The sequence below is a fragment of the Mesorhizobium sp. M0028 genome, from assembly GCF_040323855.1.
Lineage (GTDB): Bacteria > Pseudomonadota > Alphaproteobacteria > Rhizobiales > Rhizobiaceae > Mesorhizobium.
The window spans coordinates 496,205-520,137 of sequence record NZ_JAMYVG010000001.1 but is presented as its reverse complement, the minus strand read 5'-3'; the positions used below and the strand labels follow the sequence as shown (position 1 = coordinate 520,137).

At 61.2% G+C, this 23,933-nt stretch carries 21 protein-coding genes and 1 tRNA gene; 10 read left to right on the top strand and 12 right to left on the bottom strand.

What is annotated here, in order from left to right; translation table 11 throughout:
- Positions 1-27 precede the first annotated feature (27 nt).
- Together NKJ93_RS02625 and NKJ93_RS02620 are read right to left on the bottom strand one after the other, a co-directional pair.
- A complete protein-coding gene (locus tag NKJ93_RS02625; protein WP_352587519.1) occupies positions 28-1,245 on the bottom strand; it encodes a septal ring lytic transglycosylase RlpA family protein in 1,218 nt (405 codons plus the stop codon).
- 275 nt (positions 1,246-1,520) lie between these two features.
- A complete protein-coding gene (locus NKJ93_RS02620) occupies positions 1,521-2,267 on the bottom strand; it encodes a hypothetical protein (protein WP_245278523.1) in 747 nt (248 codons plus the stop codon).
- Between the two features lie 447 nt (positions 2,268-2,714).
- Here NKJ93_RS02620 and NKJ93_RS02615 point away from each other — a divergent pair.
- The 4 genes from NKJ93_RS02615 (at position 2,715) to rimO (ending at position 5,615) form a co-directional block, all read left to right on the top strand.
- A tRNA-Ser gene (locus NKJ93_RS02615) sits at positions 2,715-2,804 on the top strand.
- Positions 2,805-2,894: 90 nt separating this feature from the next.
- Positions 2,895-3,302 (top strand): DUF930 domain-containing protein, encoded by a 408-nt coding sequence (locus NKJ93_RS02610; RefSeq protein WP_352587516.1) that lies wholly within the window; start codon positions 2,895-2,897, stop codon positions 3,300-3,302.
- A 193-nt stretch (positions 3,303-3,495) separates the two neighbouring features.
- Positions 3,496-4,155 carry a TerC family protein gene (locus NKJ93_RS02605; protein WP_023717595.1) on the top strand — a complete coding sequence of 220 codons (660 nt, stop codon included), beginning with the start codon at positions 3,496-3,498 and terminating at the stop codon, positions 4,153-4,155.
- Positions 4,156-4,301: 146 nt separating this feature from the next.
- The gene (gene rimO / locus NKJ93_RS02600) at positions 4,302-5,615 is read left to right on the top strand and encodes a 30S ribosomal protein S12 methylthiotransferase RimO (protein WP_352587513.1); all 1,314 of its coding nucleotides are present in this window, start codon (positions 4,302-4,304) and stop codon (positions 5,613-5,615) included.
- Positions 5,616-5,681: 66 nt separating this feature from the next.
- Here the strand turns inward: rimO and NKJ93_RS02595 are convergent, their stop codons facing one another.
- The 8 genes from NKJ93_RS02595 to NKJ93_RS02560 all read right to left on the bottom strand — a co-directional run bounded on the left by NKJ93_RS02595 (position 5,682) and on the right by NKJ93_RS02560 (position 13,945).
- Positions 5,682-6,749 (bottom strand): BMP family ABC transporter substrate-binding protein, encoded by a 1,068-nt coding sequence (locus NKJ93_RS02595; RefSeq protein ID WP_023717597.1) that lies wholly within the window; start codon positions 6,747-6,749, stop codon positions 5,682-5,684.
- Between the two features lie 47 nt (positions 6,750-6,796).
- Complete coding sequence (locus NKJ93_RS02590; protein WP_352482567.1) at positions 6,797-7,717, bottom strand: ABC transporter permease; 921 nt, start codon at positions 7,715-7,717, stop codon at positions 6,797-6,799.
- Entirely contained in the window at positions 7,717-8,829 is a 1,113-nt protein-coding gene (locus NKJ93_RS02585; protein ID WP_352587510.1) for an ABC transporter permease, read from the bottom strand. Before NKJ93_RS02585 ends, NKJ93_RS02590 begins: the two co-directional genes overlap by 1 nt.
- Positions 8,826-10,391, bottom strand: coding sequence for an ABC transporter ATP-binding protein (locus tag NKJ93_RS02580; protein WP_352587507.1), 1,566 nt, complete (start codon positions 10,389-10,391; stop codon positions 8,826-8,828). Before NKJ93_RS02580 ends, NKJ93_RS02585 begins: the two co-directional genes overlap by 4 nt.
- 179 nt (positions 10,392-10,570) lie before the next feature.
- Positions 10,571-11,548, bottom strand: coding sequence for a quinone oxidoreductase family protein (locus NKJ93_RS02575; RefSeq protein ID WP_023717601.1), 978 nt, complete (start codon positions 11,546-11,548; stop codon positions 10,571-10,573).
- Positions 11,549-11,566: 18 nt separating this feature from the next.
- Positions 11,567-12,382, bottom strand: coding sequence for a phosphatidylcholine synthase (gene pcsA, locus NKJ93_RS02570; protein WP_023717602.1), 816 nt, complete (start codon positions 12,380-12,382; stop codon positions 11,567-11,569).
- Positions 12,379-12,993 carry a DUF1326 domain-containing protein gene (locus NKJ93_RS02565; RefSeq protein WP_023717603.1) on the bottom strand — a complete coding sequence of 205 codons (615 nt, stop codon included), beginning with the start codon at positions 12,991-12,993 and terminating at the stop codon, positions 12,379-12,381. The genes pcsA and NKJ93_RS02565 overlap by 4 nt, the downstream gene beginning before the upstream one ends.
- Positions 12,994-13,006: 13 nt before the next feature.
- Positions 13,007-13,945, bottom strand: a complete 939-nt coding sequence (locus NKJ93_RS02560) for a DUF2182 domain-containing protein (protein ID WP_352587504.1) — start codon at positions 13,943-13,945, stop codon at positions 13,007-13,009.
- 61 nt (positions 13,946-14,006) lie between these two features.
- On the opposite strand from NKJ93_RS02560, the gene NKJ93_RS02555 reads away from it, so the two are divergent.
- Together NKJ93_RS02555 and hspQ are read left to right on the top strand one after the other, a co-directional pair.
- Positions 14,007-15,218 carry a UbiH/UbiF family hydroxylase gene (locus NKJ93_RS02555; RefSeq protein ID WP_352587501.1) on the top strand — a complete coding sequence of 404 codons (1,212 nt, stop codon included), beginning with the start codon at positions 14,007-14,009 and terminating at the stop codon, positions 15,216-15,218.
- A 220-nt stretch (positions 15,219-15,438) separates the two neighbouring features.
- Positions 15,439-15,762, top strand: a complete 324-nt coding sequence (hspQ, locus tag NKJ93_RS02550) for a heat shock protein HspQ (protein ID WP_352482577.1) — start codon at positions 15,439-15,441, stop codon at positions 15,760-15,762.
- 131 nt (positions 15,763-15,893) lie between these two features.
- Here hspQ and NKJ93_RS02545 read toward each other — a convergent pair whose 3' ends face one another.
- Positions 15,894-16,523 (bottom strand): invasion associated locus B family protein, encoded by a 630-nt coding sequence (locus NKJ93_RS02545; RefSeq protein ID WP_023717607.1) that lies wholly within the window; start codon positions 16,521-16,523, stop codon positions 15,894-15,896.
- A gap of 230 nt (positions 16,524-16,753) precedes the next feature.
- Here NKJ93_RS02545 and NKJ93_RS02540 point away from each other — a divergent pair, with 230 nt between their 5' ends.
- On the top strand, positions 16,754-18,574 hold the full coding sequence (locus tag NKJ93_RS02540; RefSeq protein ID WP_352587498.1) for an extracellular solute-binding protein: 1,821 nt from the start codon (positions 16,754-16,756) through the stop codon (positions 18,572-18,574).
- A 23-nt stretch (positions 18,575-18,597) separates the two neighbouring features.
- Complete coding sequence (locus tag NKJ93_RS02535) at positions 18,598-19,275, top strand: DsbA family oxidoreductase (protein WP_352494654.1); 678 nt, start codon at positions 18,598-18,600, stop codon at positions 19,273-19,275.
- A 6-nt stretch (positions 19,276-19,281) separates the two neighbouring features.
- Here NKJ93_RS02535 and NKJ93_RS02530 read toward each other — a convergent pair whose 3' ends face one another.
- Positions 19,282-19,716: a hypothetical protein gene (locus tag NKJ93_RS02530; RefSeq protein WP_352494653.1), complete on the bottom strand. Its 435-nt coding sequence runs from the start codon at positions 19,714-19,716 to the stop codon at positions 19,282-19,284.
- A gap of 642 nt (positions 19,717-20,358) precedes the next feature.
- On the opposite strand from NKJ93_RS02530, the gene NKJ93_RS02525 reads away from it, so the two are divergent.
- Both NKJ93_RS02525 and mgtE read left to right on the top strand, forming a co-directional pair.
- Positions 20,359-22,248, top strand: coding sequence for an ABC transporter ATP-binding protein/permease (locus tag NKJ93_RS02525; RefSeq protein WP_352587495.1), 1,890 nt, complete (start codon positions 20,359-20,361; stop codon positions 22,246-22,248).
- Between the two features lie 273 nt (positions 22,249-22,521).
- Positions 22,522-23,886: a magnesium transporter gene (gene mgtE, locus NKJ93_RS02520; protein ID WP_352494652.1), complete on the top strand. Its 1,365-nt coding sequence runs from the start codon at positions 22,522-22,524 to the stop codon at positions 23,884-23,886.
- Positions 23,887-23,933: the final 47 nt, after the last annotated feature.

Genomic DNA, 23,933 nt, shown 5'->3' with positions numbered 1-23,933 from the left:
CGCACGAGAAAGCCAGGCGACCCGCCATCAGTTGCGTACGGCAAGCGCATCCGGCGCACCATGCGACCACGCGGCCTGCAGCATCTCGTCCAGGCTGCCATGGCCGTCGGCATAGAGGTTGACCGAGTACCAGCCTTTGCCGTCGAGTTCGGAGCGCTGGATCTCGGTCTTGCCGAAGCTGGAAAGTTTGGCCGCCACCCGCTCGGCTTCGGCGGCATCCTCGAACGAACCCGCCGCGACATAGTCCGTGGGCGACCCGGCTGGAGGAGCTTGCCGTTTCCAGGATTGAAGAATCTCGGCGGGCGACATGCCGACGCCATCCAGCGCGGCGAAGGCGTTGGAGGCGCGCTGCACGCGCTCATTGGCATAGGACAGCGACGCCACAGTGAATGGCGATTGCGCCGGCAGGTTGATTTCCGGACGCTCCGGCACGATCGGTCCAAATTCGGGCAGCGTCACATCGCCGGAGGCCGGTGCCTGCGTCGCAACGACAGCTTCCGATGCCTGCCCGGAATTCGTCAGCTGACCGGGGAACGGCACCACCGCGGCGCTTACCGGCAGGCTCGGCGACGGCCCATTCATGGCGACCATGACACCGCTGGGCAGACCGTCCGATGGATCCGGTGCCTTGTTGCCGGGATGGTACGAGGCCATCAGATATTGACCGTCATTGCCTTCGAGCGGCGCACGGCCGACATATTCGACCTTCACCTCGGCCGTACCGATATTGGCATAATCGAGCATTTCAGCAGCGCGCTTAGACACATCGATGATGCGTCCATCATGATAGGGTCCGCGATCGTTGACGCGCACGATCACCGAGCTGCCGGTCTTCATGTTGGTGACACGCGCATAGCTCGGCAGCGGCATGGTCGGATGCGCCGCCGTCAGATCTGCCATGTCGTAGACTTCGCCGTTGGCGGTCAACCGGCCGTGGAAGGCCTCACCATACCAGGATGCGAGGCCAACCTTGGCGTAACGCTTGTCTTCCTTTGGATAGTACCACTTGCCGCGCACCTGATAGGGTCTGCCGAGCTGATCGCGTCCGCGAGACGTCTTGAACATCACGCGCGGGCTGGCTTTCACACCGTATTCGGCTTCGGAAAAATATTCCTTGGAGCGTGGTTTCTTGTTGACCATCGCCTTTTGCTGCGGCCCGGCACATGCCGCAAGAAAGGCTGCCGACAAGGCAAACAGCGCGAAAGCGGAAGCGCGACGAAGACGCGGGCGCGCCGTAGTCTGCATTTTCGATTGTCCCCTACAGTCTCGACGAAGGCACCGCAGCTTTAACGTTGGCGGTGCCAAAGCACCCACTCCAGAAACGCCGGCGACTCCCAACCCCAATCCTTTTGTGCGCAGGAATTGTTTATCACCGTATTAACCGATTGTGGTCGGAACCGGGCGAGATTGTGGCACGACCGTCTCGCCGATCGGCATGAAAATCATCGCGTATCGATCACCAGCGCCATTCGTGCCCGCACGCTTTGCTGCCCGGCGTTGGCATGTCTCCGAGCGCAGATTCAGGGACCGAATATCACAAGCTCGGTGAACGTCAGATCTCCAAGTGCGGGTGGTCTGGGGCCCTTGAAGTATTTCAGCCCCTTGTTGGCGCGGTACCACCCCAACAAACCTGGAATCGGCTCCTTGGCGTCGACAAAGCAAACCAGGATTCCCCTTCGCAAGAGAAAGCGCCCCACGGCACCGGCGCACCGGCTTAAATCCGCGAGCGAGCGGCAATAGATGATCTGATGGCATCGGATAAGACCGTGCAACATTCGGCGCGGCATCAACACCAAGGGAAACGCTGCTCCGTCGCAAATGCAGATCAACGACAGGCAGCCCAGCGTGGAGTGTTCAGAGAGTATGTATCTCTCACTCTCGGACAGCATCGCCAATTCCGGAAGATCGGGACGCGCTTCGAGCACGCGACATGACCGCTGCGCCGAACTTAAAGCCGGCACGAAGGTAAATTGTCCGCTGGAGAAGAGCCGAAAGCCGAGCGCCCGGTTGGCTTTCAATGTCGCTTGTGCCGGCGAAATGTTCGTGTAGGTCACATCCCTTCGCTTGAGAACCGCCGCAACCAACATGGCGCCGTAGGGACGGAATTCTGCGTCGACTGACCAGCTTGAAAGATTGCAGCGGATTTCGTCGCCCTCCGACCCCTGGTAGCGAGCATAAAGGGTGAGCACAACGCCGACGATCCGACCGGCATGCTCCAAAACAAAGCCATATTGTGGGAACTCGGCAACTGCGGGCCGCTGCGACAAACGGGTCAGAGCCTGTATCCAGTAACTCCGGTTACGCGCCGGAAAGCCCCTGCACAGACAGTCGACCACTCCCTCCCAGTCGGTTTCTCGAATTGGTCTACAGCGAAGACCGGGCGGGAGAGCGCCAAGTACGGCCAAAATCAACTCCGGAATACGATTTACTTACATGTATTTAATGCGCCCAACATATCGGCGCACAACGATTAATAGTCTGTGCGGGTTTTAAAAACGATTTTCCACACTCAGCACAAAACACAGGTCGCCATGCCGGGCTGCTCACCGTCCTGAATCGCGCCCAAAGGTGCGGTCGCCATGGTTGACTTGGTGTTGAATGCGGAGTTACAGGAATGAAGCGCGAACCGGTCGGGGAACGTCCTGGTGCCAATCCGGTACCGACTGCTCGAACCCGCCCTCTCGCGATATCCTAAGTGATTGAAAAATCACCTTGGAGGGATGGCCGAGCGGTTTAAGGCACCGGTCTTGAAAACCGGCGTGGGTGCAAGCCCACCGTGGGTTCGAATCCCACTCCCTCCGCCATTTGAAGCCTTGTCCCGAAAGCAATCTCCTGGGCTTGCGTCGAGATGACCGGGAAGTGACCCCCGATCGGGTTGATTTCTCCGTCCGAATATGATGCTTCTCCCGCCTATGAATAAAGTATTTTCTGCGGTTTTCGCATGGACGATAGTGGCTTGGCCGGCCAACGCGATGGACAGCGCATTGCACGCCGGCCTGCTGAAACTCGATCCGCAAACCCGGCTGGAGCAGAGATGCGACGCCGAAATTCTCGACCGGATTACCCGCGACGACCACAAATACAGAGCCGATCGCGTCGTCGCTTACGCCTTTGCGACGCCCGAAATGGGCGCCGATGCGATCAGGAGCCCGGGCGCTGCGTTTCGCAGCAAGGGACAATGGTACCGGCTGAAATTCAAATGCGAGACAGCGCCGGACCATATGGAGGTCCTGCAGCTCCGCTACCGGATCGGCGACGAAATTCCCGAAAGCGACTGGCCCAAATACAATCTCTACAACTAGGCATTCGCGACCTCTGGCCGCATTTTCGCCGGTGTTTCGGGCCGATCGTCGCAAACTCTGTATGTTGCCGCCGTGACGGGCGGTTTGCCGACCTTGTTCCAACCAGTCCCTTGACGCGCGGGAACCATACACGTTAGGGCCTCCAGGCATTCGACGCGAACGGCCGGCCAACCAGCAAGGGAACTCCCAGTCGATGGAAATTTTCACCGCCGCGGGCTTCTCTGCCCTGCTCCAGGTCATCGCCATCGATCTCGTGCTTGCAGGCGATAACGCCATTGTCATCGGCCTTGCCGCTGCCGGCCTGCCGGTCGAGCAGCGCAAGAGAGCGATCCTTATCGGCGTGGTGGCGGCGACGGTGCTGCGCATCGGTTTTGCAGCTATCACTGTCACTCTGCTCCAGATTGTCGGCCTGCTGCTGGCCGGCGGCATCCTGCTGCTGTGGGTGTGCTGGAAGATGTATCGCGAACTGCGCACCTCCCATGCCGACGAAGTGGAGGCGACCGAGGCGTTGTCCAATTCCGATATCAACAGCGATAATATGGTGGCCGGGAAGGCGCGTAAGAAGACGCTGGGTCAGGCTGCATTGCAGATCGTCATCGCCGACGTCTCTATGTCGCTCGACAACGTGCTGGCAGTCGCCGGCGCAGCGCGCGATCACTTCCAGGTGCTGGTGATCGGCCTGGTCCTGTCGATCGCGCTGATGGGCCTTGCCGCGAGCTTCATCGCCAAGCTGCTGCACCGCCATCGCTGGATCGCCTATATCGGCCTTTTGATCATCTTCTATGTCGCACTCGATATGATCTATCGAGGCGCGGTGGAAGTCTTGCCGCATGTCAGCAGTGCGGTGAGCTGACGCATCGACTCGAATTCGCATCGGCCGGCACTTCGACTTCGGCCAGCCTTCGGGGGCGCTTGCGTTTCGCTGCAGCCGCTGCCCATACCAATGCGGCAACAACTGTGGTACTGCGCCGCCAATCCTGAAAATCCGGAAAAGCTTTGATGTCCGTCCCTCGTGTCAGCTTCGTCAGTCTTGGATGCCCGAAAGCCCTTGTGGATTCGGAACGCATCATCACGCGCCTGCGCGCCGAAGGCTACGAGATCGCCCGCAAGCACGACGGCGCCGACCTGGTCGTCGTCAACACCTGTGGCTTCCTCGATTCGGCCCGCGACGAATCGCTCAACGCCATCGGCTCGGCACTTTCGGAGAATGGCAAGGTCATCGTCACCGGCTGCCTCGGCGCCGAACCGGACGTCATCCGTGAAAGACATCCCAACGTCCTCGCCATCACCGGCCCGCAAGCTTATGAAAGCGTGATGGCGGCAGTGCATGAGGCCGCTCCCCCGAGCCACGATCCCTATATCGACCTTTTGCCGCCGCAGGGCGTCAAGCTCACGCCGCGCCACTATGCCTATCTCAAGATTTCGGAAGGCTGCAACAACCGCTGCACCTTCTGCATCATCCCGGCGCTGCGCGGCGATCTCGTATCGCGGCCGGCCGCCGACGTGTTGCGCGAAGCCGAGAAGCTGGCCAAGGCCGGGGTCAAGGAGATCCTCGTCATCTCGCAGGACACCAGCGCCTACGGCATCGACATCAAATACCAGACCAGCATGTTCGGCGATCGCGAAGTGCGGGCGAAATTCCTCGATCTGTCGGAAGAGCTGGGTAAGCTCGGTGTCTGGGTGCGCATGCACTATGTCTATCCCTATCCGCATGTCGCCGACGTCATCCCGCTGATGGCCGAAGGCACTATCCTTCCCTATCTCGACATCCCGTTCCAGCACGCCTCGCCGCAGGTGCTGAAGAACATGCGCCGGCCCGCCCATGGCGAAAAGACGCTCGAGCGCATTCGCGGCTGGCGCGAGGTTTGTCCGGATCTCGCCATCCGCTCCACCTTCATCGTCGGTTTCCCCGGCGAGACGGACGACGATTTCGAGATGCTGCTCGACTGGCTGGACGAGGCCAGGATCGATCGTGCCGGCTGCTTCAAATACGAGCCGGTCAGAGGCGCCCGTGCCAACGAGCTCGGCCTCGAGCAAGTGCCTCAGGAGGTCAAGGAAGCCCGCTGGCACCGCTTCATGCAGCGCCAGCAGAAGATCTCGGCAACGCAACTCACCAAGAAAATCGGCAAGCGCCTGCCGGTCCTGATCGACGAAGCACATGGCAATTCGGCCAAGGGCCGGACCAAATACGATGCGCCCGAAATCGACGGTTCGGTCCATATCCAGTCGCGGCGGCCGTTGCGCGCCGGCGACATCGTCACGGTCAAGATCGATCGTGCCGACGCTTACGACCTCTACGGCTCGGCGGTCTGATATCGTTCAATCCAAAACAAAAAGGGCGCCGCGTGGCGCCCTTTCGTTCGATGTGTTTCCGGTTGCTTACTGTGGCAGCTTGTCGTCGACGCCCTTCACGTAGAAATTCATCCCAAGCAGCGTGCCGTCGTCAGCGACCTCGCCGTCCTTCAGCCATGGTGTGCCGTCCTGCTTGACGATCGGCCCGGTGAAGGGATTCCAGCCGTCGGCTATCTTCTTGGTGGTGGCCTCGGCCATCACCTTGACGTCGTCGGGCATATTGGTGAACGGCGCCAGCTTGACGGCGCCGTCCTTGATGCCGAGCCAGACATTGTCGGGCTTCCAGGTGCCGTCGAGCGCCGCCTGGACCCGGCTGATGTAGTACGGGCCCCACTCGTCGGTCAGCGAGGTCAGCTGCGCGTGCGGCGCGAACTTGATCATGTCGGAGGACTGGCCGAAGCCGTGCAGCTTGCGCTCCTCCGCCACCTGCAAAGCAGCGGTCGAGTCGGTGTGCTGGACGATGATGTCGGCGCCTTGGTCGAACAATGCCTTGGCTGCGTCGGCTTCCTTGCCCGGATCGAACCAGGAGTTCACCCAGACGATCTTCGCCTTGAAGTTCGGGTTGATCGACTGCGCGCCGAGCATGAAGGAATTTATGCCCATCACCACTTCCGGGATCGGGAAGGAAACGATGTAGCCGGCGACGCCCGACTTCGATTGCTTGGCGGCGATCTGGCCAAGCACGTAGCGGCCTTCATAGAAACGCGCATTGTAGATGCCGAGATTTTCGGCCGTCTTGTAGCCGGTGGCGTGCTCGAACATCACCTTGGGGAACTTCTTGGCGATCTTCACTTCCGGGTCCATGAAACCGAAGGACGTGCCGAAAATGATCTTGCAACCTTCGCGTGCCAGGCGTTCGAAGGCGCGATCGGCGTCGGGGCCTTCGGAGACGTTCTCGAGATAGGCGGTCTCGACCTTGTCGCCGAGTGCCTTTTCCACCTCGAGGCGGCCTTGGTCGTGCTGGTAGGAGTAGCCGAAATCGCCGATCGGGCCGGTATAGACCCAGCAGGCCTTCAGCTTGTCCGCCGCCTCGGCTGAGGCCGCCAGCGACAATGCGGCCGTCGTCGCCATCAGGGCAATAAGCAGTTTTTTCATTGTGTTACCTCTCTGAGTTAAGCCTTGGAGCTTCCGTCTTTTTGTTGTCAACGATCCGGAACGAATGGCTGCCCCAGGGAAGCCGGCGTGTTCATCATCGTCAGACGCTTGTTGCGGGAGATTAGAACGAGAACCACGACGGTTGCCAGATAGGGCAGCGAAGAAAGCAGTTGCGAGGGGACCGGAATGCCAAATGCCTGTGCATGAAGCTGGCCGATCCAGACCGCGCCGAAGATATAGGCGCCGGCCAACACCCGCCATGGCCGCCAGGAGGCGAAGACGACCAGAGCCAGCGCGATCCAGCCGCGGCCGGCGGTCATGTTCTCCACCCATTGCGGTGTGTAGACCAGCGATAGATGACCGCCGGCGAGGCCGGCACAAGCGCCGCCGAAAATCACTGAGAGATAGCGGTAACGGATGACGTGGATGCCAAGCGCATGGGCGGATGCATGGCTGTCGCCGATCGAACGCAGAGTGAGCCCGGTGCGGGTCTTGAACAGGAACCACATGACGGCGGCGGTCAGCGCGATCGAGATGTAGAAGATCGGATCCTGACCGAACAGCAGCCTGCCGACGATGGGGATTGCGGTCAGGCCGGGAATATCGAGGTTGGGCAATCTCTCACCGGGCTGGCCGACAAAATTCGTCCCCATCATGCCGGAAAGGCCGAGGCCAAGCAGCGTCAGCGACAGGCCGGTGGCCACCTGATTGGTGGCCAGCGACAGGGTCATGAGGGCGAACAGAAGCGAGAACACTGCCCCCATGGCAATTGCCGCCAACAGCCCTATCCACGGCGAGCCGGTCAGATAGCCGGCGCCGAAGCCGCCGACCGCACCCATGATCATCATTCCTTCGACGCCGAGATTGAGCACGCCGGAACGTTCGACCACCAGTTCGCCGATCGCCGCTATCAGCAGCGGCGTCGCCGCCGTCGCGATGGTCAAGAGGATGTTGACGGTGATGTCCATCAGCGGGCTTCCTCCAGCTTCGGTGCTGCCTCGAGTTTCGGCGCGGAAAGGCCGGTCAGGCGGATGCGATAGTGAATGAGCGTGTCGCAGCCGAGCACGAAGAACAAAAGCATCCCCTGGAACACGCGCGCCACCTTGTCGGAGATGCCGAGCGCGCTTTGCACCGCCTCGCCGCCGAGATAGGTCAGCGCCAGCACAAGGCCGGCGGCAACGATGCCCAGCGGATTGAGCCGGCCGAGGAATGCCACGATGATGGCGGTAAATCCGTAGCCGGGCGAGATCACCGGCTGCAGCTGGCCGATGGCGCCAGAGACCTCCGAAATGCCGGCAAGTCCGGCCAGCGCGCCCGACAGCAGAAAGGCAAAGAAAACCATGCGGCTCAGGCCGAAACCGGCGAAGCGCCCTGCCCTCGGGCTCGAGCCGAGCACGCGGACCTCAAAGCCTTTCAGCATCCGGCTCATCAGGATCCAGATCAGTGCTGCCGCGATCAGCGCGAAGACAAATCCCCAGTTCGCCCTGCCGGATTCCGGGAGGAGTTCCGGCAGTATGGCCGAGTCGTTGAACTGGATGGTCTGCGGGAAACCGTGGCCTTGCGGATCGCGCCACGGCCCGCGCACCAGCCAATCGAGGAAGAGCTGGGCGACATAGACCAGCATCAGGCTGGTCAGGATCTCGTTGGTGTTGAAGCGCGTCTTCAGCAGTGCCGGAATTGCGGCATAGGCGGCCCCGCCGACCATGCCGAGCAGAAGCATCAGCGGCAGCACCAATGGACCTTCGAACTGCGGAAACAGCACGGGAATGATCGAGCCGACAATGCCGCCCAGGATGAACTGGCCTTCGGCGCCGATGTTCCAGATGTTTGCCTTGTAGCAGACCGACAGCCCGACCGCGATCAGGATCAGGGGGGCGGCCTTGATCGCCAGCTCATGCAACTGCCAGACTTGGCTGATCGGTTCAATGAAGTAGATGCGGAACGCCGTCAACGGGTTGACGCCGAGCAGCGCGAACATGATAGCACCAGCAATGATCGTCAAAACGAAAGCGATGAACGGCGAGAGTGCCGAAAACAGCATCGAGCGCTGCGGGCGTTTTACAAGTTCGAGGCGCATCAAGCCGTCTCCAACGTATGTTCGGCATGCCCGGGTTCTGAGCCGCCCATCAGCAGCCCGATCTTCTCGAATGTCGCTTCAGTTATCGGCAGCGGCCTCGACAGTTCGCCATTGTGCATGACCGTGATCGCATCGGAAATCTCGAACAGCTCGTCGAGGTCCTGGCTGATCACCAGCACCGCCGAGCCGCTGCGCGCTAGCTCGATCAGCGCCTGCCGGATGTGGGCCGCCGCACCCGCGTCGACCCCCCAGGTCGGCTGATTGACCACCAGGACGCTTGGCCGGCGGTCGAGTTCGCGGCCGACGATGAATTTCTGCAGATTGCCGCCCGAAAGAGCCGCAGCCTCCGGATCCGGCGCGCTCTTGCGCACGTCCATCGCCTTTATGATGCGCTGGGCAGCGGAATAGATTGCATCGCTCTTGACCATTCCACCGGCGCCGACAAACATCTTGCCATCGGTGGCGTGGCGCGACAGAAGCAGGTTCTCCGAAAGCTTCATGCGCGGTGCTGCGCCGTGGCCGAGCCGCTCTTCCGGGACGAAGGCAGCGCCCATCAGGCGCCTGCCGGTGATCGTGAGGCCGCCGGCATCTTTGCCGCGGATGCGGACCGAGCCGGCATCCTGCTGCAGCACCTCGCCGGAAACGGATTCGAAGAATTCGCCCTGGCCGTTGCCGGCGACACCGGCAATGCCGATCACCTCGCCGGCGCGGACTTCAAGATTGATGTTCCTGAGCGGGATCGAGAACGGAGTCGCCGGCTTGCGGGTGAGTTCGCGGACTTGAAGCAGCACCGGCGCGGTCTCGATACCTTCGGCCGGCGCCCGCACCACAGCCTGAACCTCGTTGCCCACCATCATCCGCGCCAACGAAGACGCGGTTTCCTGGCGCGGATTGCAATGGCCGACCACCTTGCCGTGACGCAGCACGGTGGCGCGGTCGCAAATGCGTTTGACCTCTTCCAGCCGGTGCGAAATGTAGAGGATGGATTTTCCTTCCGAACGCAGCCGCTCGAGCGTCTCGAACAGCTTATCGGCTTCCTGCGGCGTCAGCACCGAAGTCGGCTCGTCCAGGATGATGAGTTGCGGCGTCTGCAGCAGGCAGCGGATGATTTCGATACGCTGACGCTCGCCGACCGACAGATCACCGACCAGCGATAGCGGATCGAGAGGCAGGCCATAACTGTAGGAGAGCGCCCTCGCCTTGGCCGCGATCGTGCTGATCGGCGAGCCGTCATCCAGCGACAGCGCGATGTTCTCCGCTGCCGTCAGCGCTTCAAACAGCGAAAAATGCTGGAAAACCATGCCGATGCCGAGCTTTTTTGCGGCGCCGGGGCTGGTGATCCTGACCGCCTGGCCATTCCAGAAAATCTCACCTGAATTCGGTTCCAGCGATCCGAACAGCATTTTCACCAGCGTCGACTTGCCGGCGCCGTTCTCGCCAAGCAACGCGTGGATCTCGCCCTTGGCGATGTTGAGATCGACATGGTCGCACGCCGTCAGCGTGCCGAATATCTTGGTGAGGCCGCGAACCTCCAGCAGGTTTGCGCCGTCTTGATCTGCACTCACAGTGCCTCCATCTGGTTTGCCAGATATGTTCTGTGTTCCCGCAAACATCGTATGCGCGCCCTGCTCTCGACGGTAAGCGCCTCACGACTTGAAAGAGCTTCAAGAATTTCAGCGGAAACTCAAGCGGTAAAGCGCAGTTCGCAAGAACCGCGGCGTCGGCGGGCCGAAACTGCGGGCGCTCAGGGGATAAGTATCGTTGTCCCGGTCGTCCTGCGCCCTTCGAGATCGGAATGCGCCTTGCCGGCATCGCTGAGCGCGTAACGCTGATTGATCTTGATCTTGACGGCACCGCTGAGCACGACATCGAACAAGGCGGCGGCGGAAGCCTCGAGGTCCTCGCGCTTGGCATTATAGACGAACAGCGTCGGCCGCGTTGCGAACAACGAGCCCTTCTGCGCCAGCAATGAGATGCTGAAGGGCGGGATCGGCCCAGACGATTGACCGAAGCTGACGAACGTGCCGAGCGGCCGCAGGCAATCGAGCGAGGCCGGGAACGTATCGTTGCCGACCGAATCGTAGACAACGTCGCATTTCTTGCCACCGGTGATGGCGGCAACACCGGCGACGAAATCCTGCTCGCGATAGTTGATCACGTGGTCGAAGCCGTGCGCCTTGGCGAGCTCGATCTTGTCGGTCGAACTTGCGGTGCCGATCACCGTCGCGCCGAGATGCTTGGCCCATTGGCCGAGGATCAGCCCGACACCGCCGGCCGCCGCGTGAAACAGGATCGTATCGCCCGCCTTCACTTTGAACGTACGGCGCAACAGGTACTCGGCGGTCATGCCCTTCAGCATCATAGCCGCAGCCTGTTCGTCGCTGATGCCGTCAGGCACCTTCACCACGCGGTCGGCGGCGATCACGCGCTGCCCGGCATAGGCGCCGGTGGTCACCGCATAGGCGACGCGATCCCCGGGCGTCAGCCAGTCGACATCTGTGCCGACCTCCAAAACCACGCCGGCCGCCTCACCGCCGGGGATCAGCGGAAATCCGCCCTGCGGCGGATAAAGGCCCGAGCGGTAATAGACGTCGATGAAATTGAGACCGATCGCGGTGTGCCTGACCAGAATCTGCCCCGAGCCCGGCCGCCCGGGATCGGTATCCTCATAGGTCAGGACCTCCGGACCGCCATTGGCGTGGATGCGGATCGCTTTGGACATTTTCCGGCTCTCTTGGGATCAGGCTTTCTTGTCCGGCTTGGCGCCGAGATTTGGAAAGAACTGCATGATAGCGCCGATGCAAGCGAGGTAAAGCCCGGTGACCGTAATTCCGATCTTGATGAAATCGCTGACCTGCTCGCCCAGCACGCCGATCTGGTCATAGAAGGAGGCAAGCGCGGCCTGCGCCAGCGCCAGCGCGCCGAAAGCACACCAAAGCAGCGTCATGCCGAGATTGACTGGCCGCAGCCGCTTCACCCGCACCGGATGGATGAAATGGATCGGCACGAAGGTGAGAATGCCGGCCACCACGACCACGGCGAAGGAAACCCATTGTCCGGGTTCGATGACGAACAGCGTGAACACCACCATGTTCCAGACGACTGGAAAGCCCTTGAAGAAATTCTCCTTCGTCTTCATGCCGGTATCGGCATAGTAGATTGCGCTCGACACCACGATGATCGCCGCCGACAGGAACGACAGGCGCTCGCCCATGAAGCCGCGCTGATAGAGCGCGAAGGCCGGAATCAGCACGTAGGTCACGTAGTCGATGATGTTGTCGAGGAGTTCGCCCGACCATGTCGGTAGGATTTCCTTGACGTCGAGCTTCCTGGCGATCGGCCCGTCGATGCCGTCGACGAACAGCGCCAGCCCTAGCCACCAGAACATCGCCGTCCAGCGCTGCTCGCTTGCTGCGACCAGCGACAGAAACGCCAGGAATGAGCCCGACGCGGTCAAGAGATGGACCGAGAACGCCCGCGCCTGCGGCCATGTGACTTTCTTCTTCGGCCGCGGAATCCGGTCGGCGATTTTCCTGGCCGTCGTCTTCTTGCTCACGGTCCCCGCCAGTCCAGCTTGCAGATTTCGGCCGAGCGGCCGGCAAAGTTCCAGTTGCGGCCAAAGGCCCGCATTTTGCTCCTGTCGGATTTGGCGACGATGATCTCCGGCGCGATCCAGTATTCCGAATTGGTGATGACCGTATCCTTGTCGCGATCCTTGCCGGTGATCGGCGTCACCGCGCCATCGATGATCTTCGGTATCTGAAAGATGCGCGTTTTCTCACGCGTCTCGTAGGTGATCGGCACCTGCTCGGCGCCGAGGAACTGTCCGACCAGGATCGAGAGCAGCGATGTGGTTCCGCCGGCCTTGCCGGTGAATATCTTCGTCAGTGCCTTCACAGCGTAGACCGAGGCGCGCTTGTCGATGAACAGGCCGGCAGTCCAGTTGCCGCGGCTCATATAGCCGGGGATTTCCATGATCAGCCCAAGATTGAGACCAGACAGGTCGACCTCGCCGAAATGGCCGGCATCGATGCGGAATCCGGCCCAGGTCTGGCAATAGCCTTCCGTCGGCGGATGATTGCCGAGCGACAGCACGCAAGGGCAAAAAACCGTGCAATTGCAGGAGAGGACGAGCTCTCCCTTCATTGCCCAGTTTTGGTCTGTCATCGAATTCTCCCCCTCATGTCGAGACTACTAGCAGCGTGGCTGCCCAGACAAGCAGTATCGCGCCGGCCAGCCGCGTCGGCAGATTGCCTGCCGCCTGTTTTTCGACCAGGCTAAACAGGCCGATGAGCGCCATCCAGAACACGTTCATCACGCCGACGGCAAACATTACCAGCATCAGCGCCCAGCAGCATCCAAGGCACCACAGGCCCTGCTCCATGCCGAGCCGGAAAATGCGAATGGGCCTGGCGCTCCAGTTGGCGAACAGGACCGAGAACGGATTTCTGCACTTCTCCAGACAGGCTTCCTTCAGCCAGCTGAACTGATAGAGACCAGCGATCGACAGCGCGGCTGCTCCGGCAATTCCAACCGCCGGATCGAGCATCTGCCCGGGTGACGCGAATGCATCGACTGCTAGCGTCAGGGCTGCGAACATTGCCGAGGCGGCAAGCCAGACGCTTAAATATCCAGCGACGAGGACCAACGGATGGGCGACCGGCTCCCTCTTGATCCTGGCGGTATCTGCGATCTCGCAATAGGTCCGGATCATCGGCGCCGCGGAGGGCAGCATGGTCGCGATGGCCATCAACAGCCACATCGCGGTGAGTGCCCCGCCTTGCGCGCCTAGGCTTGCGTGAAGCGGCGCCGGCGCAAGGCAGAGGGCGAAGAAACGCGCAAGGAAATCCGGCAGCGGCAGTTGCGGCAGATATCTCAGCATAGTGTCACCGGGTGCATCGGTGCCCGGGAGCCGGCTTACGGCACCACGAACTGCAATTGCGCCGAGAAGGAGCCATGCAAGGGCGATGCCCATGCCAGCAACAACGCTCACCGTCAGTCGAGGGCTGCGCGCAACGCTCGCCATCGCACGGCCGATACCGTCCAGGTGGCTGAAATCGTCTTGTTGGCCGGTCATGGCAACCGAATGGGCCGAATCGCCGCGTTGATCAAGCGACATCACCTGACCTATATGGACCGGCAGGTCGGATAGGCCTCACCTCGCAATCGGGAAGCCGAATTTGGATCATCGGGAAACAGCACGGATACTCGTTGCCGGCAGCGGCCCCGCAGGGCTGATCGCGGCGCTTGGCTTTGCCGAGACCGGCTTTCCCGTGACGCTCGTCGGACCCGAGGCAGCCGGCCCCGATGCCCGGACGACAGCCTTGATGAACCCTGCCCTGAAGATGTTAGAACGGCTCGGGATCCTGGATAGAATCAGGCCGCACGCAGCGCCGCTCAAGGTGATGCGCATCGTCGATGCAACAAGCCGGCTGATCCGCGGCCCGACAGTGACCTTTCGCGCCAGCGAGATCGACGAAGAGCAATTCGGACTGAACGTGCCCAACAGCGTTCTCAACCGCGCGCTAGCAGAGGCTGTCGGCGCGCATGCGGGCATCGAGTGGCGAAAGTCGATGGTGGAGGCATGGCGCCTCGATGCCGACCATGCCCATGCCGTTCTCGCCGACGGCAGCGAGATTGAGGCGTCGTTGGCGGTTGCCGCCGATGGCCGTCAGTCGCCGGCCCGCGAGGCAGCCGGCATCCGGACATCGGTCCGATCCTATCCGCAGGCGGCGCTGGTGCTCAATTTCGGTCACCGCAGCGACCATGCCTTTACTTCGACCGAATTCCACACCGAGACCGGTCCGTTCACACAGGTTCCCCTGCCCGGCAACCGGTCCAGCCTTGTCTGGGTGCTCGAGCCCGATACCGCCAGGGACCTTGCAGCACTTGACGACGCCGAGCTTTCGACGCGGGTCGAACAGCGGATGCAATCGATGCTGGGCCGCGTGTCGGTTGAGCCCGGCCGACAGGTCTACCCCCTTTCAGCGGTGAGCCCGTGGCGGTTTGCGCAGCACCGCGTGGCGCTTGTCGGCGAAGCCGCCCATGTGTTTCCCCCAATCGGCGCGCAAGGCCTTAATCTCGGCATCAGGGACATCGACGACCTGATTGGTACCGCAAGCAGAAATCGCTCGGACCCGGGCGCCGCCAAGGCGCTTGCGACCTATGATTTCAAGCGGCGGCCGGACATCCTGGCGCGCAGCAGCGCGGTCAACCTGCTCAACATGTCGTTGCTTTCCGACATGCTGCCGGCCCAGTTGGCGCGCAGCGCTGGTCTTGGCGTGCTTGAAGGGTTTGCGCCGTTGCGGGCGTTTTTTATGCGCGAGGGTCTGCGACCCGGCAGCGGTTTTGCGGCATTTTTTGGTGGATTGCGAAAACCGGCTGAGAGCTAGCGATCTTGGGTACGGCCCTTGCTCCGCATCTTGCGAACTCAACCCGGCGTCACGCGCTTCGGGATTGAATTGACGCAGAGTCTGCGCCAAATAACGAACATGTCGACGGCGAGGTCTGGACCAATCTTTGCCGGACCGATGCGTTAGAGTCTGAAGTCTTGGAGCGTTCCTTGCGTGTTCCAGGATGCGTGGCGTCCAAGAAGTTCAAGTGGTGAGTGCGATGAAGACAGCCAAATTCTCTATCGGACAGGTGGTTCGCCACCGGCTGTTTCCGTTCCGCGGCGTCATTTTCGATGTCGACCCGCAATTCGCCAACACCGACGAATGGTACGAGGCGATCCCCGCTGACGTGCGGCCGCGCAAGGACCAGCCCTTTTATCATCTGCTCGCCGAGAATTCGGAAACGGAATACATCGCCTACGTGTCCGAGCAGAATTTGCTCGAGGACCGGTCGGGCGAACCGGTCCGGCATCCACAGATAGGTGAGATGTTCGAGAAGAGGCCGGACGGGCGCTACGAACCGAAGCACCAATCGAGACATTGATGACTTAGCTAGGACTTGGCCGGCTTGAGACATGGCTGGACCCGACAATCAGCCGGTTCAGCAAAAAAAGCGGGGCATGAACCCCGCTTTTTGTTTGTTCGAAAACCCGTCGATCAGTTGGCGGCAGTCGATCAGTTGGCGGCCTTCGCCTTTTCCTGCTCTTCCTTGAGCTTCTTGGCAAAATCCTGGTTGTTCTTGGCGACGAACTCCTGGAGCTTCTTCTGCCGGTCCTCGATGTCCGACTGCTGCAGCGGCGGGCCGTCGAAGGCGCCGCTGAAGCCGGTCAGCGCAATCTTGATCGGATTCGGCTGGTTCTGGAAATTGATCGAGGTCAGTGTCAGCGCCGATCCCTTCTTGAAGGATGCGACGAGCTGATCGGTCAGCGGCACTTCCGCCACGCAGCGGTCCGGGAAGCAGATCACATAGTCGAGCTTCTGCGCCTTGCCGCCGTCGATCTGGAGGCCGATGCCGGGAGGAACCAGCCGGCCGGTCGGAACCGTCACCTGGAACACCTTGCGGTTCACCTTGCCCTTCAATTCGATCAGGCTGACGCCGGTGATGAGCTGGCCGTTGCCGGCGGTGGTGATGTTCTGGACATTGCAGATGTCGACGTCTTCCTGCTTGGTGCAGGCCTTGAACCAGCCTTGCGGAATCTGCTGTTGCTGCTGCGCGGAAGCAGCGGGAATCCCGGCGCCGAGAATGCCGACCACGCCAGCGGCCATGACCGACAGGCGGTACGCGTTGCTGTTCAGGCTGGTCATGTCGTGCATTCCTCTCAAATGATCCCGGAACCGGCTTTTTCGCGCCGTGTGGTCCAGCTACCTGTTGCCGAAATGAGGCAACAGAATGACTTCGGACGGCGTGTTACACTGCAAGCGATGCCGAATCCAGCCCGAGCCTCGCGAATCTTGGCCGAAGGATTGGCTCAGGGGGTTGGCCGGTGCACGACCGGCTCATGTATGCTGCGCATCGAATCGGGAAGGAGACGGTCATGGGCCGCGTTGTCATTTGGCTGATCGCCACAATGTTGTTTGTCGGCCTTTCCCTGCAACCGACCCTGTCGGAACCGAAGCACGCGCTTGCCATGCAGGGCGAGCCGGCGCTGCCGGCCGACTACAAGCATTTCAACTACGTCAACCCCGACGCGCCGAAGGGCGGCAGCATTACCTATTGCTTCGTCGGCAGCTTCGACAATCTGAATCCATTCATCCTGAAAAGCCTGCGCACGACGGCGCGCGGCATGATGGATCAAGCCTTTGGCAATCTCGTCTTCGAGCCGTTGATGCAGCGCAACTACGACGAGGCCTTCAGTCTCTACGGCCTGCTAGCCGATACCGCCGACATGGATCCCGAGCGCAAGGGCATCGAATTCCACCTCGATCCCAGGGCCAAATGGTCGGACGGCGAACCGGTGACGCCGGAAGACGTGTTGTTCACCTATGACGTCTTCACCGAGAAGGGCCGGCCACCTTACAGCCAGCGGATGAAAGCGATTGCCAAGCTCGAAAAGACCGGCGACCGCAGCGTGCGCTTCACCTTCAACGACAAGGCCGACCGCGAATTTCCGCTGATCATTGCGCTGACGCCGATCATCCCGAAACACGCTTTCAACAAGGACACATTCGACAGGACCACGCTGAAGCCGGTGGTCGGCAGCGGCCCTTACACGGTGGCGCAAGTCGTGCCTGGCCAGCGCATCGTGTTCAAGCGCAATCCGGACTATTGGGGCAAGGACGTTTCGTCCAAGCGCGGCTTCGACAATTACGACCAGATCACCATCGAATATTTCCTCAACGCCAACGCCAAGCAGGAAGCGTTCAAGAAAGGCATCTGCGCCATCGACGACGACAGCGACCCGGTCAAACGCGAGCGCGATCTCGACTTTCCGGCCTTCCACCGGGGCGAGGTCATCGCCGAAACTTTCGACACCGGCATTCCGCCGGTGGTCAACGGTTTTCTGTTCAACACGCGGCTGCCGAAATTTTCCAATCCGGTCGTGCGGCGTGCGCTCGGCATGCTCTACGATTTCGAATGGGCCAACAAGAATCTATTCGGCGGCAAATACACGCGAACGATGAGCTTTTGGCAGAATTCCGAACTCTCCGCGCTCGGCCACCCGGCCAGCGAAAAGGAAAAGGCCCTGCTGGCCCCCTACCCCGGCCGCGTGCCTGCAGATGTCATGGACGGCACCTACAGGCCGTCTGTCACCGACGGCTCTGGCCAGGACCGCAAGGTGCTGAAGGCCGCATTCAAGCTGCTGAAGAGCGCAGGCTATACGGTGCAGGACGGCGCGATGCTCGATCCCGAGGGAAAGCCGTTCGGTTTCGAGATCCTGACCGCCTCGCAGGACGAAGAGCGACTTGCCGCTATCTATCAGCGCACGCTTGAGAAGCTCGGCATCGATGTCGGTATCCGCAGCCTCGACGGTGATCAGATCCAGTCGCGCAAGCAGCGTTTCGATTTCGAGGTGCTGGTCGGCTCGACCGGTTTCAACAACTCGCTGTCGCCCGGTATCGAGCAAACCGGGCGCTGGGGATCCGCTGCCGCCAAGGCCGAAGGCTCGTTCAACCTCGCCGGCGTCGCCGATCCGGCGGTGGACGCGGCGATCGAGGCGATGTTGAGAGCTCGCTCGAAGGAGGACTATGTCGCCGCCGTCCGCGTCCTCGACCGGCTGTTGATCTCCGGTAACTACATGGTGCCGACGCAGCACAACAACCGGCAATGGCTCGCTTATTGGAACTATCTGGAACATCCGCAAAAGACGCCCATATACGGTTATCAGTTGCCGACCTGGTGGCGCAAACCGAAGTGACCTCTTCAGAACAGGAGATCAAGATGAACGACGAGAGTTCGATTACCGTCGATGTGGTCTCCGACGTCGTCTGCCCCTGGTGCTTTATCGGCCAGAAGCGGCTCGACAAGGCGATTGCCGCCGTCGATATCGACGTTCACATACGCTGGCGGCCCTTCCAGCTCGACCCGACGATTCCGCCCGAAGGCAAGAACCGCCGCGACTACATGGTGGCGAAATTCGGCAGCGAGCAACGCATCCGCGAAATCCATGCCCGGATCGAGCCGTTGGGCGAGGCTGAAGGGATTTCCTTTGCCTTCGACGCCATCAAGGTCGCGCCCAATACGCTGGATGCGCACCGGCTCATTCGCTGGGCGGGGACGGCCGGCGAGGCCGTTCAGAACCGGCTGGTGCGCCGGCTGTTCCAGCTGAATTTCGAGGAAGGCGCCAATCTCGGCGATCATGCCGTGCTGATCGAAGCCGCCCGCGAGGCCGGCATGGATGCCTCCGTGGTCGAAACGCTGCTGCCGACCGACGCTGATGTCGAGGCGGTGGGCACCGAAATCGCCACCGCTTCGCGCATGGGCATATCGGGCGTGCCGTGCTTTCTGCTTGAGGGCAAATATGCCGTAATGGGCGCCCAGGACGCCGATACGCTTGCCGATGCGATCCGCCAGGTTGCAGCGGCCAAGGCGCGCGGCGAGCTGGAAACGGCGAACTGAGCCGGACTATTTCACCGTCACCTTGGCCTTGCTGACGAAAAAGCCATGGCCATGCTTGCCGGTGCAGGTCAATCCCTTGGTGGATGACTGGCAGGAAAACGGTCCCTTGCCCCAGCTATTGCCGTAGGCCAGCTTGGTGACGTCGCCGCAGCAGCCTTGCTCGCCCGGATTCTTGATCAGCGTCGCCGGGCCTTTCGGCCCGAGGATGATGGTGTCGTAGCTGGGCTCGACACGCGAACAGCTCAGCTCCGGTCCGCCATCCTGCGGCTCGTAGGTGCTGGTGCCGCCCTTCGGCGTATAGATGCAGCCGATATTGCCGGACGGAGTGTTGAACTCGACCTGCCCCTCGGCGTGTGCAGGAACGGTCTGGCTGCCGGCATATGTTTGCGGCAGCCAGGCAAATGTTGCGAGCATCGCGGCAAAAAAAGTCCGTGCAAGCATGAAGAACTCCCCCCGGTTCAAACGTGGATGCGCCCCGGCAGGTTCGATCCGTAGCGCATCATTGTCAAACGCAGTTTTGTTCGCGCTCTAAAAAAGCATGGTCTAATGGATGTTGGTCCGCATCCTAGACTGTGCCGGAGAAGTCATTGCTTGGCTGATTACGGGTTCGTGACAAGGCGGCTTCAACCACGAATCATACGGTCACGTTCTGGCCACCGACGAGGTCGGACCTGACCGTAAAGGCGGGCTGAAGATCGGTTCAGCTTGTGAAAATCGACTGCTGGACGGCGCTTCTATGTTCACAAAGCTGTGTGAAGACCTTCCCTAGGGGAAGGTGTCTACCTGCTCTGGGGCGGGCAAGTAACTGTTTGAAATTGCGTTGATATTCCGCCCCTCGAAACGTGACAGCTTAGCGCCGTGAGCATTCATTCTGTTGCTCCACTGCAACGGCCGGCCAGCCAATCCACCTGCGGTGGGAGAAAAGCTAATGGAAAATGATCAATTGGTGTTACTGTCCGTAACAAAAGAAAAACCGTTTGGGCGGGATTAGTGATTCGGGTCGATAGACCAACGCGACATTCAATATCGGAAAAATGGCTCCGCGGTGCCGCAAGGCAGTCGCCCCTGACGCCCGTATCGTCGATGCGCAGCTTCTGGGGACTGATGCGGGCCTACTGGTTCTCAGACCGTTGGGTGGAAGCCTGGACGCTGACACTGGTGATCGCCCTGCTCACCGCGCTCTCCAGCAAGGCAGGCGTATGGTTTGCCGTAGCATCCGGAGAGCTGGTCAACTCGATCGCCTTTTTCCACGATGCCGCAAACACCACGCCGCTTCAGACATTGCTGACCAATGCCGGGATACTTGTCCTCCTGGTCGTGCTCAAAGATGCGGGTTTTACCGGTATCCGCAGCCTGGTATCCGCAACGTTGCATCGCAAATGGCGAGGCTGGCTCGACAGCCAGTTCAACGAAGCCCTGCTTGATTCCAATCACACGCATTTCCACGCTCAGCATGGTTCGTCAGGCGCCGCCGCTCCCGACAATATCGACCAGCGCATCCAGGAATCGATCAAGGATATGACGGGCGGAGCCATCGGCCTCGCCATGGGGGTCCTGGCCGTTGCTACTTCATTGTATTTCGTCGGCCAGCAACTGCTTGCACACTCGGCGGAGGTCAAAGGGTTGGAGTTCCTCGGCAGCTATGGCAGCGCCGTCCTCGCGTTTCTGGCAGTCGCCACCTACGTGCCGTTGAACACCTGGATCGCGGTCAAGCTGGGCAGGCTGCTGGAACGGCTCAATGTCAGAATGCAGCAGGCCGAAGGCAGCTATCGCGGCGAGCTGATCACGTTCCTACGCCGCAGTTTTCATGTCGCCGCATCGCAAGGCGAGAACGTGCAGAAGACGGTGCACAGCCAGCGCTATGTCGACATCGACCGCACCTGGGCGCGGCTGAACATCGTCAACACAGGCTACAATTCGTTCGAGCTGATCTACAATTTCATCGGCGCCCGCATTGTGGCCTACGGGCCTGGGCTAGTGCCGTTCATCCACAACGGGTTCGATCTCAAGGGTTACATAACTGGCTCTGAAATGGTCAATTCACTGATCAGCCAGTGTTCATGGTTCATCCACGTCATGCCTGCCATCGCCGCGGTGCGGGCCAACAGCCAGCGAGTCACCGAACTCGCAAATGCGATCGAAAACGTCCAGCACCCGCAGGAATTCTACGGGCTGACCGGCCGCTCCGATTTTCGTTATGACCGCCAGAACCCGGTGTTCGGCCTGACCATCCAGAAGCTCGAATTGGCGCATCAGGGCGAGGACGCCACCCCGTTCCTGAGCGCTGCAAACTTGCGCTTCCGGCGTGGCGAGTGGACGTTCCTGAAGGGCGAATCCGGATGCGGCAAAACCTCGCTGATCAAGGCGATCAACGGCCTGTGGCCTTATGGCCGCGGCACCATTGTCTTCCCTGAAGGGGTCAGGAGTTTCTACGCCGCCCAGGAGGTGAAGCTGCAGCAGGTCTCGCTGAAGCAGCTTGTCGGCCTGCCCGGTTCCGAGCATGATTACGCCGACCGGCAAGTCGCATCCGCCCTGCACAAGGCCGGCCTCGGCGACTTCATCGAGCATCTGGCCGATGAGAGCCGTGAAGGAAAGATCTGGGATCAGGTTCTTTCGGGTGGGCAGAAACAGAAGCTGGTCGTCGCCCGCATCGTGCTGCAGCAGCCCGGACTGCTGTTCCTCGATGAAGCCACCGGCGCGCTCGATCCTGAAGGACGAATTGCCTTCCATCAGGCGATCAAGGACAATTGCCCCGACGCAACGGTGATCTCGATCATGCATGAGGCGACGCCGCCGAGATCGGTCGCGGGAACCGAATTCTACCACAGCGTGGTTGCGATCGCCGACGGCGTCGCGACCAAGAAGCCGCTGGTTCCGAGCTTGCCGGTCGAGCTCACCACCATCCTCACGCAGCCGACGCGGCCGGCCGAGGACAAATGGCTGCGCTTTCCCCGCCGGCTGAAGCAGAGATAGCCGCGGCACCACTGCCGGCATCCAGCCAGCCTGCCACGCAGCCCGATCACAGTCTCGCGATCCAGTCGGTTTGCCGCCGTTTTGACCCGCTCTCGCGATTGACTCGGCAAGGCGCGCTCCTATGTTGCGCCGGCTCGCAGAGATCCCAACCCGAACCCGCGAGCAGAAAGGGTCACCGCGCCATGCCTGGCGACAGTCACAGTCGAACGCAACCGCCGTCCGCTTGACGTGACCTGACCGGCTCACGTCCTGCCGGACGGCAAGGAGTGAGCCATGAACGAGTTTTCCCCTGTCGCGGGCGGCGATGCTATCGCCATCGCCCGCGTGCTTGCCAACGAACACATCGCCGATATCGTCGAGGCCTTGAATCAGGAGCCCCGCGAGACAGCATCGGATCTGCTCTGCGAAGTGCCGTTCGAGCGGCTGGTCGAGATCTTCGACCAGCCTGAACTCGACGGCGCGTCCGAACTGGTCGAGGCGCTGCCCCGCAGCAGGGCAGGCAGGCTGCTTGCGGCCATGTCGGTCGACCGCGCCGCCGACATACTGCGCGATCTGAACGAACCGGCTCGTTCCGAACTGCTCGGCGGCCTGGCGCCGCCGCTGCGCGCGACGCTGCTTGCCATTCTAGGCTACCCCGAGGGCAGCGCCGCCTCGCTCATGACGACCGAATATGTCAGCGTGCCGCCGGACTGGAGCGTGGCCCGCACGCTGGATTACGTCCGCAAGGTGGAGCGGACACGCGAAACCGTCTACGCGATCTACATCGTCGATCCGAAAACGCATGTCCTGTTGCGCTCGACCAGCTTGCGCCGGCTGATTGCCGGTGAGCCGGATGAGCTGATCATGGCGGTTGCGCCGGATCGCGCGCCTATTACCGTGTCACCGCTGACCGATAGCGAGAAGGTCGCACAGCTGATCTCGAAATACGATCTGCTCGCCGTCCCGGTCGTGGACAACGGCAAACTCCTCGGCATTGTCACCATCGACGACATCATCGACACGATGATCGAGGAAACGACCGAGGACGTGCATCGCTTCGGCGGCATGGAAGCTCTGGATGAGCCCTACATGAAGATGAGCTTTCTGGCGATGATCCAGAAGCGCGCCGGTTGGCTATGCGCGCTGTTCGTCAGTGAGATGCTGACAGCCAACGCGATGCAGAGCTACGAGGGCGAGCTGGAAAAGGCGATCGTGCTGACGCTATTCATTCCATTGATCATGAGCTCCGGCGGCAATTCCGGCTCGCAGGCGACCTCGCTCGTCATCCGGGCGCTGGCGCTGCGCGAAATCGGCCTTGGCGACTGGTGGCGGGTGGCCCTGCGCGAGCTGCCGACTGGTCTGGTGCTTGGCTCGATCCTTGGCGTAGTCGGCGTTTGCCGCATCGCGCTCTGGCAGTATCTCGGCTTCTACGACTACGGCCCCCACTGGCCGCTGATCGCAATGACGATCGGCGCCACGCTGGTTGGCATCGTCACCTTCGGCTCGCTGTCTGGATCGATGCTGCCGTTCGCCCTGAAGCGCATCGGCTTCGATCCGGCCAGCGCATCGGCTCCGTTCGTCGCCACGCTGGTCGACGTCACCGGGTTGGTGATTTATTTTTCTGTGGCGCTGGTGATCCTGCGCGGAACGCTGCTGTAAAAAAACTCACGCACTTCCACCGCGGCAATCCCGTTGCCGCGATGGGT

What these genes read in the sequence shown, in the direction of transcription:
- NKJ93_RS02530 (WP_352494653.1), bottom strand. Translation starts at nt 19,716, where the DNA reads ATGCTTGCACGGACTTTTTTTGCCGCGATGCTCGCAACATTTGCCTGG.
- NKJ93_RS02525 (WP_352587495.1), top strand. Translation starts at nt 20,359, where the DNA reads ATGCGCAGCTTCTGGGGACTGATGCGGGCCTACTGGTTCTCAGACCGT.
- NKJ93_RS02625 (WP_352587519.1), bottom strand. Translation starts at nt 1,245, where the DNA reads ATGCAGACTACGGCGCGCCCGCGTCTTCGTCGCGCTTCCGCTTTCGCG.
- NKJ93_RS02595 (WP_023717597.1), bottom strand. Translation starts at nt 6,749, where the DNA reads ATGAAAAAACTGCTTATTGCCCTGATGGCGACGACGGCCGCATTGTCG.
- rimO (WP_352587513.1), top strand. Translation starts at nt 4,302, where the DNA reads ATGTCCGTCCCTCGTGTCAGCTTCGTCAGTCTTGGATGCCCGAAAGCC.
- NKJ93_RS02605 (WP_023717595.1), top strand. Translation starts at nt 3,496, where the DNA reads ATGGAAATTTTCACCGCCGCGGGCTTCTCTGCCCTGCTCCAGGTCATC.
- NKJ93_RS02540 (WP_352587498.1), top strand. Translation starts at nt 16,754, where the DNA reads ATGGGCCGCGTTGTCATTTGGCTGATCGCCACAATGTTGTTTGTCGGC.
- NKJ93_RS02535 (WP_352494654.1), top strand. Translation starts at nt 18,598, where the DNA reads ATGAACGACGAGAGTTCGATTACCGTCGATGTGGTCTCCGACGTCGTC.
- mgtE (WP_352494652.1), top strand. Translation starts at nt 22,522, where the DNA reads ATGAACGAGTTTTCCCCTGTCGCGGGCGGCGATGCTATCGCCATCGCC.
- NKJ93_RS02575 (WP_023717601.1), bottom strand. Translation starts at nt 11,548, where the DNA reads ATGTCCAAAGCGATCCGCATCCACGCCAATGGCGGTCCGGAGGTCCTG.
- NKJ93_RS02590 (WP_352482567.1), bottom strand. Translation starts at nt 7,717, where the DNA reads ATGGACATCACCGTCAACATCCTCTTGACCATCGCGACGGCGGCGACG.
- NKJ93_RS02610 (WP_352587516.1), top strand. Translation starts at nt 2,895, where the DNA reads ATGATGCTTCTCCCGCCTATGAATAAAGTATTTTCTGCGGTTTTCGCA.
- NKJ93_RS02545 (WP_023717607.1), bottom strand. Translation starts at nt 16,523, where the DNA reads ATGACCAGCCTGAACAGCAACGCGTACCGCCTGTCGGTCATGGCCGCT.
- hspQ (WP_352482577.1), top strand. Translation starts at nt 15,439, where the DNA reads ATGAAGACAGCCAAATTCTCTATCGGACAGGTGGTTCGCCACCGGCTG.
- NKJ93_RS02560 (WP_352587504.1), bottom strand. Translation starts at nt 13,945, where the DNA reads ATGTCGCTTGATCAACGCGGCGATTCGGCCCATTCGGTTGCCATGACC.
- NKJ93_RS02565 (WP_023717603.1), bottom strand. Translation starts at nt 12,993, where the DNA reads ATGACAGACCAAAACTGGGCAATGAAGGGAGAGCTCGTCCTCTCCTGC.